General features: G+C 70.1%; 13 protein-coding genes. 6 read left to right on the plus strand and 7 right to left on the minus strand.

Annotation, left to right across the window (positions count from 1 at the left end):
- Positions 1-62: 62 nt before the first annotated feature.
- Positions 63-737 carry a TetR/AcrR family transcriptional regulator gene (locus tag RAMLITH_RS16190; protein WP_337786163.1) on the minus strand — a complete coding sequence of 225 codons (675 nt, stop codon included), beginning with the start codon at positions 735-737 and terminating at the stop codon, positions 63-65.
- A 91-nt stretch (positions 738-828) separates the two neighbouring features.
- On the opposite strand from RAMLITH_RS16190, the gene RAMLITH_RS16195 reads away from it, so the two are divergent.
- A complete protein-coding gene (locus RAMLITH_RS16195; RefSeq protein ID WP_168108479.1) occupies positions 829-1,809 on the plus strand; it encodes an ABC transporter substrate-binding protein in 981 nt (326 codons plus the stop codon).
- A 50-nt stretch (positions 1,810-1,859) separates the two neighbouring features.
- On the opposite strand, the gene RAMLITH_RS16200 is transcribed toward RAMLITH_RS16195, so the two are convergent.
- Positions 1,860-2,495 carry a YitT family protein gene (locus RAMLITH_RS16200; RefSeq protein WP_168108480.1) on the minus strand — a complete coding sequence of 212 codons (636 nt, stop codon included), beginning with the start codon at positions 2,493-2,495 and terminating at the stop codon, positions 1,860-1,862.
- A gap of 182 nt (positions 2,496-2,677) precedes the next feature.
- On the opposite strand from RAMLITH_RS16200, the gene RAMLITH_RS16205 reads away from it, so the two are divergent.
- Complete coding sequence (locus RAMLITH_RS16205; protein ID WP_168108481.1) at positions 2,678-4,978, plus strand: PAS domain S-box protein; 2,301 nt, start codon at positions 2,678-2,680, stop codon at positions 4,976-4,978.
- A 19-nt stretch (positions 4,979-4,997) separates the two neighbouring features.
- On the opposite strand, the gene RAMLITH_RS16210 is transcribed toward RAMLITH_RS16205, so the two are convergent.
- The gene (locus tag RAMLITH_RS16210; protein WP_168108482.1) at positions 4,998-5,945 is read right to left on the minus strand and encodes a M14 family metallopeptidase; all 948 of its coding nucleotides are present in this window, start codon (positions 5,943-5,945) and stop codon (positions 4,998-5,000) included.
- Between the two features lie 118 nt (positions 5,946-6,063).
- Here RAMLITH_RS16210 and RAMLITH_RS16215 point away from each other — a divergent pair, with 118 nt between their 5' ends.
- Positions 6,064-6,207: a hypothetical protein gene (locus tag RAMLITH_RS16215; RefSeq protein WP_168108483.1), complete on the plus strand. Its 144-nt coding sequence runs from the start codon at positions 6,064-6,066 to the stop codon at positions 6,205-6,207.
- Positions 6,208-6,235: 28 nt separating this feature from the next.
- Here RAMLITH_RS16215 and RAMLITH_RS16220 read toward each other — a convergent pair whose 3' ends face one another.
- From RAMLITH_RS16220 to RAMLITH_RS16235, 4 genes are all read right to left on the minus strand, one after another.
- The gene (locus tag RAMLITH_RS16220) at positions 6,236-6,808 is read right to left on the minus strand and encodes an RcnB family protein (RefSeq protein WP_168108484.1); all 573 of its coding nucleotides are present in this window, start codon (positions 6,806-6,808) and stop codon (positions 6,236-6,238) included.
- Between the two features lie 205 nt (positions 6,809-7,013).
- Positions 7,014-7,262 carry a translation initiation factor IF-1 gene (gene infA, locus RAMLITH_RS16225; protein WP_168108485.1) on the minus strand — a complete coding sequence of 83 codons (249 nt, stop codon included), beginning with the start codon at positions 7,260-7,262 and terminating at the stop codon, positions 7,014-7,016.
- 318 nt (positions 7,263-7,580) lie between these two features.
- Positions 7,581-9,137: a glutamate--cysteine ligase gene (gene gshA, locus RAMLITH_RS16230; RefSeq protein ID WP_168108486.1), complete on the minus strand. Its 1,557-nt coding sequence runs from the start codon at positions 9,135-9,137 to the stop codon at positions 7,581-7,583.
- A 139-nt stretch (positions 9,138-9,276) separates the two neighbouring features.
- Entirely contained in the window at positions 9,277-9,948 is a 672-nt protein-coding gene (locus RAMLITH_RS16235; RefSeq protein ID WP_168108487.1) for an alpha/beta hydrolase, read from the minus strand.
- A gap of 143 nt (positions 9,949-10,091) precedes the next feature.
- Here RAMLITH_RS16235 and RAMLITH_RS16240 point away from each other — a divergent pair, with 143 nt between their 5' ends.
- The 3 genes from RAMLITH_RS16240 to feoB all read left to right on the plus strand — a co-directional run bounded on the left by RAMLITH_RS16240 (position 10,092) and on the right by feoB (position 12,677).
- On the plus strand, positions 10,092-10,454 hold the full coding sequence (locus RAMLITH_RS16240) for an HPF/RaiA family ribosome-associated protein (protein ID WP_168108488.1): 363 nt from the start codon (positions 10,092-10,094) through the stop codon (positions 10,452-10,454).
- A gap of 109 nt (positions 10,455-10,563) precedes the next feature.
- On the plus strand, positions 10,564-10,812 hold the full coding sequence (locus RAMLITH_RS16245; protein ID WP_168108489.1) for a FeoA family protein: 249 nt from the start codon (positions 10,564-10,566) through the stop codon (positions 10,810-10,812).
- Complete coding sequence (feoB, locus tag RAMLITH_RS16250; protein WP_168108490.1) at positions 10,812-12,677, plus strand: ferrous iron transport protein B; 1,866 nt, start codon at positions 10,812-10,814, stop codon at positions 12,675-12,677. The genes RAMLITH_RS16245 and feoB overlap by 1 nt, the downstream gene beginning before the upstream one ends.

Below are 12,677 nucleotides of genomic sequence, written 5' to 3' on the forward strand. Positions count from 1 at the left end.
GAAAAGTGCGCGAAATGATAGGAGCGGCGCCCGGCAGTGTCAACCAGATGGTTGACAACGCGTCAGCCGGCGCCCTCCGGCCGCAGCGCGTTGAGGGTGAAGGCGATCACGTGGCGGCGCCGCGCCGCCAGCGCCGCGCGCGAGCCGAGCTTGCGGCCGAAGATCGCCGACAGCGTGTGGTTGTTGGAGAAGAAGAAGTACGAGATGCCGGCCATCGAGATGTACACGTTGACGGCGTCGAAGTCGGCGCGAAAAACCCCCTGCTCCACCCCCTTGGCGAGCGTGGCATCGAGCATGTCGAGGAACGGCGTGTGCATCCGGCGCAGCTTTTCCGATCCCAGGATGTGCTCGCCCTTGTTGCGGTTCTCGTCGGCCAGCAGCGCGATGAACTCCGGGTGCTCCAGCAGGTAGTCGAACGAAAAGCCCACCAGTTGCGCCATCGCCTCCACCGGGTCGAGCTCGCCGAGCGACAGGCGCCGCTCCTTCTCGCGGATCTGCACGTACACCGATTCGAGCGCGGCCAGGTACAGGCCCTGCTTGCTGCCGAAGTAGTGGTAGACCAGCTGCTTGTTGAGGCCGGCGCCGGCGGCGATCTCGTCCACCCGCGCCCCTTCGAAGCCCTTGCGCGCGAACTGCGCGACGGCCGCCGTCATCAGCGCCTCGCGGCTGGCGGCGGGGTCGCGCCGCGGCGCCGGCGCGGCGCGGACGGGCGATGGGGAGCGCGCGGTCTTGGTCACGGTGGAGTGCGGGTCGGACTGGTTGCCTGTCAACCAGCCAGTTGATACTATCAGAGACACCTCACCTTCCATCTTCCCGGAGCGATTCACCATGAAACACCTGCTGTCGGCGCTGGGCGCCGCCGCGATGCTGGCCGCCGCCCCCGCCGGCGCCGCGGAGTCGATCAACCTGATGCTGAACTGGACGCCGACGGCCGACCACTCGCCGATCTACTTCGCCAAGGCCAAGGGCTGGTATTCGCAGGCCGGGCTCGACGTCAACATCGAGGCCGGGAAAGGGTCGGCCGTGTCGGCGCAGCGGGTCGGCTCCGGCGGCGCGGACCTCGGCATCTCGGACCTCGCCACGTCGATGCAGGCCAGGGGCAAGGGCGCGAACATCACCGCCGTGATGGTGATCTACGCCAACAGCCCGCAGGGCTTCTACTGGCTCAAGTCGTCGGGCATCAAGGGCCCGAAGGACTTCGTCGGCAAGAAGGTCGGCAACCCGCCCGGCGACGCGGCGCGCATCATGTGGCCGGCGTTCGCGAAAAAGGTCGGCATCGACCCGGCCTCGGTCAACTTCGTCAACATCAGCCCGCCGGCCAAGGTCGCCGCGCTGAAGTCCAAGTCGGTGGACATCATCAGCGACTTCTACAACGAGCACGACCTGAAGGCCAGGGAGTTCGGGGCCGACCTCGGCTTCCAGCCGTGGCGCGAGATCGGCGTCAACCCGTACGGCAACTCGATCATCGTGAACAACGCGTTCCTTCAGGCCAACAAGGAGCGTGTGGCCAAGTTCACCTCGATCACGCAGCGCGCCTACGAAGCCTGCGTGAAGGACTTCAATCCTTGCCTGCAGGCGCTCACGGCCGCGGTCAGCGGCCTCAATCCCGACAACCAGCGCGACCAGTGGGAGCGCATCAAGACGCTGATGCGCGACGACACGACCGCGCTCGGCGCGTTCGACCCGGCGCGGGTGAAGGCCGACTACGAACTGGTGTCGTCGCTGATCGGCGTGGACAAGGCGTTCGATCCGGCCACGATGTTCACCAACGACTTCCTGGACAAGAAGCTGAAGATGCCGGCGAAGTAAGGCGTCGCCGGCGACGCTGGAACGGGCGCCGCGGCGCCCGTTTTCACTGGTCACACGGCCAGGTACCGCCCGGGCTTGTGGTTGATCGCCAGCGTCAGGTTCAGCACCACAGCGCCGAGCACGGACAGCGCCACCCGCGGCAGGTCGGCCACGAACAGCGCCGCGAGCAGGATCAGGCCGTCCAGCAGCATCTGCACCTTGCCGGCGCGCCAGCCGAGCCGCTCCTGCAGGAACAGCACCAGCGTGTTGAGGCCGCCCAGGCTGGCCCGGTGCCGGAACAGGATCAGCATGCCGGTGCCGCACAGCAGCCCGCCCAGGACGGCGGCGAGCACCGGCGAGAGGTGCCGGAACGCCAGGCCGAGCGGCAGGTAATGCGCCATCAGCGCCAGCAGTCCCACCGCCGCGAAGGTCTTGAACGTGAACGCCGCGCCCATCCGCGTCCACGCGAGGACGTAGAACGGCAGGTTCACCAGGAAGTAGGCGGGCCCGAAATCGATGCCGCTGGCATAGTGGGCCAGCAACGCCAGCCCCACGGTGCCGCCCGTCAGGAGGCCCGCCTGGTTGAACATGATCACGCCCAGGGCCACGAACAGCGTGCCGGTGGCCAGCGCCTGCAGGTCCTCGTAGGGGCGATGGCGGGCGGTGGGTTCGCTGGCGGGCGGGACGATGGCGACAGGCTGGCTCATGGTGCGCTGCGACGATAGCGGCCGGCGGCGGCGCTGTCGTTGACGGATGTCATGCGTGGCGGGACCGCTCGCGCACGCGGGGCGTGCAACCGAATGTGAGAGGCCGCCTCCTGTTGACGCGGGTCACTGTGGGAGCGGGTGGGCAGACGAAGAATACGGGCATCCACAGGCGGGAGCACAGCGTGAGCGAGAGCGTTGCGGAAGCCGGGCGTCACCACCTCCTCGGGGCCGCCGCCCTGCACGCCCTGATCGACCATGCGCCCGACGGCATCTTCGTGGCGGACGCCGCGGGCAGCTACCTGTACGTCAACGACGCGGGGTGCGCGATGCTCGGCTACACGCGCGACGAGCTGATGCGGCAGCGCATCCAGCAAGCGGTCCCCGACACCGACCTCGGCCGGCTGGACCGCGCCCGCGCCGCGATGATCGAAGGCACCACCGGCGCGACCGACTGGACGCTGCGCCGCAAGGACGGGAGCCTGCTGCCCGTCGAGGTGACCGCGCGCATCCTCCCGGACGGCCAGTGGCAGGGCTTCGTCCGTGACATCTCGGAGCGCCGGGCGCTGCAGGCAGAGCGCGAAGCGCTGTTCCAGCAGGTCGATGCCGACCGCCGCCAGCTGCAGACGCTGGTGGACACCTTGCCGCTTGCGGTGATGCTGTACCAGCCGGACGGCAGCATCGTGGCCAACCGGCGCTGCGAGGAGCTGATCGGCATGGCGGTGGCGCCCGCGGCGGGCAGCGCCCAGTACGCGGACCGGATCTTCTTCGCCGATGGCAGGCCGGTCCCGCCCGACCAGCTGATGTCGGCGCGGGCCCTGCGCGGGGAGACCGTGATCGCCGAGGAGTTCATCGTCCGGCGCCCCGACGGGTTCGAGCTGCCGGTGCTCGCCAGCGCCGCGCCGATCACCGACGCCGGCCGCCGCACCATCGGCGGCGTCGGCGTGTTCCAGGACATGAGCGAACGCATGCGCCTGGAGCGGCAGGTGCACGACAACGAGCAGCTCCTCAAGAGCGTGTTCGACCTGCTCCCGGTGGGGATCTGGATCGCCGACGCGTCGGGGCGGATCGTCGGCCACAATCCCGCCGCGGAGCGCATCTGGTGCGGCGCACCGCATGTCGGGCCGGAGCAGTTCGGCGAGTTCCAGGGCTGGTTCGTGGACACGGGCAAGCCGATCGCGCCGGACGAATGGGCGATGGCGCGCGCCATCCGCAACGGCGAGACCTGCATCGGCGAACTGGTGCGCATCCGCTGCTTCGACGGCAGCCACAAGACCATCATCCACTCGGCGGCGCCGCTGCGCGGCGAGGACGGGCGGATCACCGGCGGGATCGTCCTCAACGAGGACATCACGGCGCTGCACGCGGCCCAGGAGCGCCTGCGGGCCAGCGAGGAGCTGTTCCGCACCGTGTTCGACCTGCTGCCGGTCGGGCTGTGGATCGCCGACCGCGAAGGGCGCATCACGCGCGGCAATCCGGCCGGCCACCGGATCTGGCAGGGCGGCGGCGACATGGGCCCGGAGCACTACGGGCGCCAGATGGGATGGCGGGTGGACACCGGCAAGCCGCTGCTGCCCGAGGAGTGGGGCATCCCGCGCGCGCTGCGCGACGGGGAGACCTCCACGCGCGACCTGGTCCGCATCCAGTGCTTCGACGGATCGATGAAGACCGTGATCAACTGGGCCGGCCCGATCCGCTCCGACTCGGGCGAGATCACCGGCGCAATCGCCGTGAACGAGGATGTCACGGCCCTGCACCAGACGCAGGAACAGCTGCGCGCGGCGGTGCGCGACCGCGAGGAGATCCTGGCGCTGGTCACGCACGACCTGCGCAGCCCGCTGAGCGCGATCACGACGCTGGCCGCCACGGTGGCGCTCAAGGCGCACAAGCTTCCCGGCGGCGAGCCCGTGCGCGCCATGGCCGACAACATGATGGAGATCGCGCGCCAGATGTCGGCGCTGGTGAGCGACCTGCTGTCGGTGGCCGTGGTGCGCTCCGGCGGCGCCACGCTCAAGCTGGTGCCGGCCAGGGCCACTGCCTTGCTGGAGAAGGCGGCCCGGGCGGCACGGCCGCTGCTGGCGCGCGAAGGCATCGATTTCGAAATCCACGCCCACGGCGAGCTGCCGGCCGTCCACGTCGACTCCGACCGCATCCTGCGTGTCTTCGCCAACCTGCTGGACAACGCCTGCAAGTTCACCAGACGCGGGGGCAAGGTGATCCTGGGCGCGGAGGCGCTGTCGGCAGGCGTGCGCTACTGCATCGCCAACAGCGGCCCCGAGCTGCCCGCCAGGGAGCTCGAGGCGATGTTCCAGCCGTTCTGGCAGGCCGGCCGGGGCGACCTGCGCGGCGCCGGCCTCGGCCTGGCGATCTGCCGCGCCATCGTGGAGGCGCACGGCGGGAGCATCTGGGCCGAGCCGTCGGCCGGCCAGCGGGTGCGCATCTGCTTCCTGCTGCCTTGCGCGCCGGCCGCGATGCAACGGCCGTGAGCCGGTGGCGGCGCCTGCCTCAGAGCGGGCGCGTCAGGTAGACCGCCTCGCGCCCGACGGTGGCGGCGCGGGCCGGCATGAAGATGGTGCAGCGGTCGCAGGGCGAACGGATCTCGGCGGGACCGTCGGTCGCGATCAGCTCCCCCTCGCCGAACTCCTCGAAACCGACCACGGGCCGTGCGAAGCGGAACTCCGGCGTCCGGATCATGACGGTCTGCAGCAGCTCGAAGCGGCGCTGCGCCTGGCGCGGCCTCACGTCGCGCTGGATCAGCCCGAAGTGAGCCAGGAAATCCAGCGTGACCTCGACGGCAAGGTCGGCCGTCGCCTGCAGGAAGTGCTGCCCGCACTCGGCGACCAGGGCCACCCCGCCGCCGCCGGGCTCGCCATGGCGGCCATGCTGGATCACCGGGGTGCCGCTGCCCAACCCGCTGGGCATGACCAGGTGCACCGACGGGCGGCCGATGGCCAGCGCCGCGGCCGCGTTCCGCTCGAACGCGGGATAGACCCAGAAAGGCTGCACCGGCTGCGAGGTGGAATGAAGGTCGAGGATGTGGTCGGCCGCGGCCACCACCGGGCGCAGCTCGCGCGCCCGGCGCAGTTCGGGGCTGTCCTCGCTGCCGTCCAGCCATTCCGGCGACCACACGCGATTGAAGTTGTGCACCAGCTGGCGGCTGTCGAACGGCTTGTCGCGGTCGAACGACTCGTAGGCGGCGACGTTGGCGAAGCTCACCGTGAGCGTGCCGGCCGCCGGCCGCACGCCGCCGTCCAGCAGGTGCGTCGCCGCGACCATTCCGCACAGCTCGTTGCCGTGGGTCAGCGCGTTGACCAGCACGTGCGGCCCGGGGCGGCCCGACTCGAAGCGGTGCACGTAGGGGATGCCGGTGTTGCCGGCGCGGTAGGCCGACAGGTCGCGCGGCACGACCTCCAGCAGCGGCTGTTCGGAAATGGGGGCAATGGGTTGTCGCATGGGCTGCGACTGTACCGAAGCCGGGGCGGACGCGCCGCGGGCGTCGCGCCGCCGGCATGTCGCCGGCGCGGCAAGTGACGTACCATCACCGCACATTCACGACGACGGCGGAGGCCATATGCCCAAGGGCGAACAGCGCAGCAACAAGATGACCAAGAAACCCAAGAAGGACAGCACCCCGCCCAAGCCGGCCACCTCGGACCGGCCGATGCCGCCGACCACCGCCGTGATCCCGCGCGGCAAGATCGCCAAGACGAAGTAGCCGCTCGCCGCCCGCCGGCCCTCGGTCCCTACGGGTTCAGCAGGCCGACGATGATGTCGACGATCAGCTGGTTCTCGTTGCGCACCAGCACGATGTCGTTGCCCACCCGCGCGTAGCGGTAGCCGTAGGGCGGCGGCGGCAGCTGGACGATCACCGGCTGGGGCACCGGGTACAGCGTCACGCCGGCCGGCACCGGCTGCCCCGGCACCAGCTTGCGCGCCTGCCCGGGTGGCATGCAACCGTTGTTCTTCTTGGCGAGCCCGGGCGGGCATGCCTTCGCGTTGGAATAGCGTTCGGTGTAGTACTCCCGCGCGTAGCTGCGGTGGCGGTCGCTGAAGTAGCCGCCCACCGGGACGTCTTCCACCCGGCGTTTCCCGGCGTGCCTGCGCTCCTTGTCGTCGCGCTTGTCGGCCTGCTTCTGCTCCTTGTCCCGGCGCTTCTCGGCCTTCTCGCGCTGCTTCTCGGCGTGCTTGCCCTGTCCGCGTCCCTGGCCCTGGCCGGGGCCGTCGCCCTCCTTGTCCTTCGCCAGCACGGGACCCGCCGCGAAGGCGCACGCGAGCGCGAGGGCAATCAGTCGGGGGAAGGTCGGGAAGTTGCGCATGGTCGCTCCGGTAGTGTGTCGGTACTCAACGGCAAGATTCTGCGCCGCGCCGACCGGGCCGTGTAGGACAACGCCGCGCTCCTGGCTCAGCCGTTGCCTTTTCCATGCAAAAGGCGCAGCGGCAGCGCAGGAAATGGAGGCCGGGCCCCCTTGCGGTCCTGCGTCGCCGGCTGCGCCTCGAGCCAAGGCTGCAACCGCCGGTTCACTACCGGCTGGGCGGCGGGCCGTTTCGGCCCGCCAGGTGGCGGAACGTGATCCGGCCCTTCGTCAGGTCGTAGGGCGACATCTCCAGGGAGACGTTGTCGCCCGCGATGATGCGGATGTGGTGCTTGCGCATCTTGCCGCCCGAGTAGCAGATCACCTGGTGTCCGTTCTCCAGGGTCACGCGGTAGCGCGAGTCCGGCAGCACTTCGTCCACGTGGCCTCGCATCTCGATCAATTCTTCCTTGGCCATGCTGAGTCTTCCTCCTGAAAGTGTGGGCCTGCGCACGCCGCGAGTGCCAGCCCCCGTGCGGCAGGCTGGCGACCATCGAACCCCGGTGGCATTGCCTCGCGCTCGAGGCCGGGACTGCGTCCGGAACGCGCCGGCCGTCGTGGCCGGCGCACGGACCTGCGAGGCCCGGCGAAGACGCGTGCACGATGGAAACCCGGCGCGCCCCGAGGCGGCTTGGCGGCCGCCCGGCGCTTCGGATCACCTGCGCAATCGAAGTGGGTATTCTACCGCGCCACGGGTTTTCCCGCCGGGACTACGGACTTTGGCGCCGCCAGCCGCTCAGACCGCGGCGAGGGCAGGCGCGCTGGCGTTGGCCGCCGGATCGAGCAGCTCGGCGGACACGTACTGCTGCCGGAAAGTCTCGAACGGCACGCGGTCCGCGGCCTCGATCTCGCGCTGGTCGCGCACCGACTGCTCGCTCTCCGCCGCGAACCTCGACTGCAGCGCCGCGCCGAACGGCAGCGACAGCAGCTTGCCCCGCGCCTGCTGGGACTGGGCGCAGCCGAACGCGGTGAACGAGTTGCCGAAATCGCGCTCCATCACGGCGAGCACGCGCGCCGACGGCAGCAGCTCCGGGCTGTGCAGGAGAGTCTGGGCGCTGCGCAGTGCGTCGGTGTAGTCGCTCGTCCGATGCGTGGCGTCGAGCACGGCCGCCACCGGCGCGAACGACTCCATCAATTCGCCGCCCCAGTCGACCAGCGCGACCTCGCCCTGGCCCCGCTCCAGCAACAGCCCCGGCTGCCGCCCGAACGCGGCGGTCTGGTGCTGGTTGCGCCCGAGCGCCGCGATCTCCTGCGGCGTGTCCGGCGGGCTGTCCGAGAGCAGGCAGTGCAGCAGGAACACGTCCAGGAAGCGCAGCGTCTGGGCCGTGATGCCGACCGGGACGAACGGGTTGAGATCGAGCAGCCGTACCTCGACGTATTCGACGCCGCGCTCGCGCAGCGCATGCAGCGGTCGTTCGCCGCGGCGGATCACGCGCTTGGGCCGGATCGTCCCGTAGAACTCGTTCTCGATCTGCAGCAGGCTGGTGGCCAGCTGGTTGTATTCGCCGCCGGGATTGACGATACCCACCGCCTCATAGGCCGGATAGGGCCTCGTGAGCGCCTCGTGCAGCGAGGCCGCGTAGCCGTCGAGCCCGTTGTAGCTGACGGCCAGGCTGGCCTGGGCCGCGCTCTGGTAGCCGAGCCGGCCCATGCGCAGGGAGGTGCCGTGCGGCATGTGCAGCGTGCCCGGACCGAGCGGCTGCAGCCCGTGCTCGCGGCCGGCGACGAAGCCCGAGCAGACCGCCGGCGACGCGCCGAAGAGGTACAGCAGCAGGAAGGCGTGGCGCCGGAAGTTGCGGATCAGGGCGAAGTACTGCTCGCTCGACACGTCGGGCAGCGACCAGTTGTAGTGGATGCCGCAGATCGTCTGCATGCGGCGCCCGTAGCGGTGCGCCAGGCCCATGCGGTACACGCTCTTGGCACGCCCGACGTTCGACGACCCGTAGCGGCCGATCGGGATGTTCTCGTCGGCCGGGAGGTTGCACGGCATGCTCGAGACCCACAGCATCTCCTCCTCGCTCAGCGCGCGGTAGGTGAACTGGTGGATCTGCATCAGCTCCTCGAGGCAGGTCTCGGGCGTGGCATGGACGCCCGTGATCAGCTCCAGCTGGGACTCGCTGTAGTCGGTGGTGATGTGCGGATGCGTCAGCGCCGATCCCAGCGCCTTCGGATGCGGGGTCAGCGCCAGGCTGCCGTCGAGGCTCGCGCGCAGGCTTTCCTTCTCGATGCCCCGACGCATGCCCTTGAGGCGCTCGGGCTGGAGCGCGGCGAGGCGGGCCTGGAGGTTGCTCATGTCGGGCGCGGGGTCTTTTCAGTGGTGGACGAAGTTAGCACGGCCGCCGAATGCATGCTGCCGGGAGGCCAAACGCGGGGCGGCCGCCAATCTTCTCACGGCCGTCCGTCGCCTGCGAAATGGCCCCACGGGGGCCGGCTCACGGACGGGCGAGCACGTCCAGCAGCCAGCGGTTGAAGTCGGCGATCTCGTCCAGGCTCACCGAGTGGCCCATCGGGTATTCGTGCCATTCCACCTGGTGGCCCTGCTGGCCAAGCAGGTCGCGCGAAGCCCGCCCGCGCTCGATCGCGACCACTTCGTCCTGCAGGCCGTGGGCCATGAAGATCGGCGTCAGCGCGTTCGCGTCGCTGCGCTCGGCAGCGGTGTGCTGCGCCAGCGGCAGGTAGCCCGACAGGCCCGCGATGCCCGCGAGCCGCCGCCCGTGCCGCAGCCCGGTAAGCAGCGCCATGGCGCACCCTTGCGAGAAGCCGGCGAGCACGATGCGCCCGGCCGGCATGCCGCGCTCGTGCTCGCGCGCGAGCAGCGCCTCGATGTCGTCGCGCGAGCGGCGCAGTCCGGCCTCGTCCTCGCGCCGCACCAGTTCCATGCCGAGGATGTCGTACCAGGCGCGCATGCGATAGCCGTTATTGATCGTCACCGGAATGACCGGCGCATGGGGCAACAGGAAGCGCACGGGACCGACCGCCGTGAGGTCCAGCGCCCGGACGACCGGCACGAAGTCGTTGCCGTCCGCACCCAGCCCGTGCAGGACGACGACGGTGGCCACCGGCTCGGCAGCCGTGTTCATCTCGATCGCTTCAAGGCCAGCCATTGATCCTCCGCAGGCAAACGCGCAGCATACAGGCGGCCGCGCCGGCTCGCCCGGGCCGTCCGAAGGCGATCAGGGGCGCTCTCCTACACAACGGTGCCGGGTGGGCCCGCACACTGGAAGTCGAGCAAAGAAAGGAACTTGACATGCAAGTGCAAGTGAACACCGGCAACGGCGTCCAGAACAAGGAATCCCTCGAGCGCTGGGCCAACGAATTTCTCAACGGGGAACTGGCCCGGTTCCGCCAGGAACTCACCCGCGTCGAAGTGCAGCTCACCGACGAGAACCGCGGCAAGGGCGGCTCGGACGACATGCGCTGCATGCTCGAAGCCCGGCTGACCGGCCACGAGCCGGTGGCGGTGAACCACCGCGGTCAGACCATGGATGAGGCGATCCGCGGCGCGGCGACGAAACTGGTACGCGCGATCGACCACATCCTGGGCAAGCTCGACCGCCATCAGCACCGCGACCGGGAGAGCATCCGCCGGTCGGAGAGCCTGCTGGGCTGAGCTACGCCGTCCAGAAGGCCCGGTTTGATCGGGGTCAACATTTCCAATCTAACTTAGAACTATTCTCATTCCCGCGGCTTGCCTGACTGGCGGCCGAGGAAGGAATGAGATGCCCCCCACTCCACTGAGCAGCCTGCGCCCCGGCATTGCCGGGACGGTGGCTGCCGTGCTGCCGCCCTCGACCCCGCAAGACGAGCCGCTGGTGCGGCGGCTGGCCGAGATCGGATTCCTGCCTGGCGAGGCCGTGCGGGTGATGGCGCGCGCGCCCGGCGCCGAGCCGATCGCGGTGCGGGTGGGCCGCAGCACCTTCGCCCTGCGCCGCTTCGAGGCGGCGTTCGTGCAGGTGGAGACGCGTTGATGGACGCCGCCCTGCACCTGAGAGTGGCCCTGCTGGGCAATCCCAACTGCGGCAAGACCGCCCTCTTCAACCTGCTCACCGGCAGCCGCCAGAAGGTGGCGAACTACGCCGGGGTCACGGTGGAACGCAAGGAAGGCCTGATGCGCACGCCCTCGGGACGGCTGGTGCGGGTGCTGGACCTGCCGGGCGCCTACAGCCTGAGCCCGCTGAGCCCCGACGAGGCGCTGACGCGCGACGTCGTGACCGGCCTGCGCTCGGACGTGGAGCGGCCGGAACTGCTGGTCTGCGTCACCGACGCGACCAACCTGCGCCTGAACCTGCGGCTGGTGCTGGAAGCACGCCGCCTCGGGGTTCCGATCGTCGTCGCGCTGAACATGAGCGACCTCGCGCGCCGTCGCGGCATCGTCATCGACCGGCAGGCGCTCGAGCGGGAACTGGGGATGCCGGTGGTGGAGACGGTCGGTGTGCACGACGACGGCGCGCGGGCGCTGGTGGCGCACCTGGACGCCTGCATCCGCGACCAGCGCCCGGTGCCGGGCGACTGGACGCCGCCCAGCGTCGCGGAAGTCGTGCAGACGCAGCAACAGGTGCGACGCATCCTGCAGGCCGCCGTGCGCGAGCCTGAGGTGGACACGCGCCTGGACGACGCCATCGACCGGGTCGTCCTGCATCCGTTCTGGGGCGTGCCGATCCTGGCGGCGATCCTGTTCCTGATGTTCCAGGCGGTCTTCGGCTGGGCGCAGCTGCCGATGGACGCGCTCGAGCAAGGCATGCAGCACGCCGGCGCCCTGTTGCAGGATGCGATGCCGCCCGGCGTGCTGCGCAGCCTGCTGGTCGACGGCGTCGTCGCGGGTGTCGGCAGCGTCCTGGTGTTCCTGCCGCAGATCCTGATCCTGTTCCTGTTCATCCTGGCCCTGGAGGACTCCGGCTACCTGCCGCGGGCTGCCTTCCTGCTGGATCGCGTGATGGCGGTGGCCGGCCTGTCGGGGCGCTCGTTCATCCCCCTGCTGTCCAGCTTCGCCTGCGCCGTGCCGGGCGTGATGGCCACCCGCAGCATCACGAGCTGGCGCGACCGGCTGGCGACGATCATGGTCGCGCCGCTGATGACCTGTTCGGCACGGCTGCCGGTCTATGCGTTGCTGATCGGGGCGTTCGTGCCCGAGCGGCAGGTGGCGGGGCTGTTCAACCTGCAAGGCATGGTGCTGTTCGCCCTGTACGTCGCGGGCATCGTGGCGGCCATGGCGGTCGCGTGGGCCTTCAAGCACCTGCGCCGCCAGGAAGGAGCCGCGCCGCTGCTGATGGAACTGCCCGCGTACCGGATCCCGCGCCTGCGCAGCCTCGCGCGGGGCCTCGCGGAACGCGCCGGCATCTTCATCAGGCGCGTTGGCACGATCATCCTGGCGCTGATGGTCCTCGTCTGGTTCATCTCCAGCTTCCCGGCGCCGCCGGCCGGCGCGTCCGGCGCGGCCATCCAGTACAGCATCGCGGGCATCCTCGGCTCGGCGCTCGAGCCGCTGTTCCGGCCGATCGGCTTCAACTGGCAGATCTGCATCGCGCTGATCCCTGGCCTCGCCGCGCGCGAGATCGCGGTGGCAGCGCTGGGCACCGTGTATGCCCTCTCCGCCACCGGCGACGCGGTGGCCGACCAGCTCGGCCCGGTGATCGCCGGCAGCTGGCCGCTCGCCACCGCGTTGTCGCTGCTCGCCTGGTACGTGTTCGCGCCACAGTGCATCTCGACGCTCGCGGTCGTCAGGCGCGAGACCAACTCCTGGCGCTATCCGCTCCTGATGGCCGGCTACCTCTTCGGCCTCGCGTGGGTGGCGTCGTTCCTGACCTACCGCATCGCGCTGGCCGTCGGCGCGTGA

The sequence above is a fragment of the Ramlibacter lithotrophicus genome (assembly GCF_012184415.1).
Lineage (GTDB): Bacteria > Pseudomonadota > Gammaproteobacteria > Burkholderiales > Burkholderiaceae_C > Ramlibacter > Ramlibacter lithotrophicus.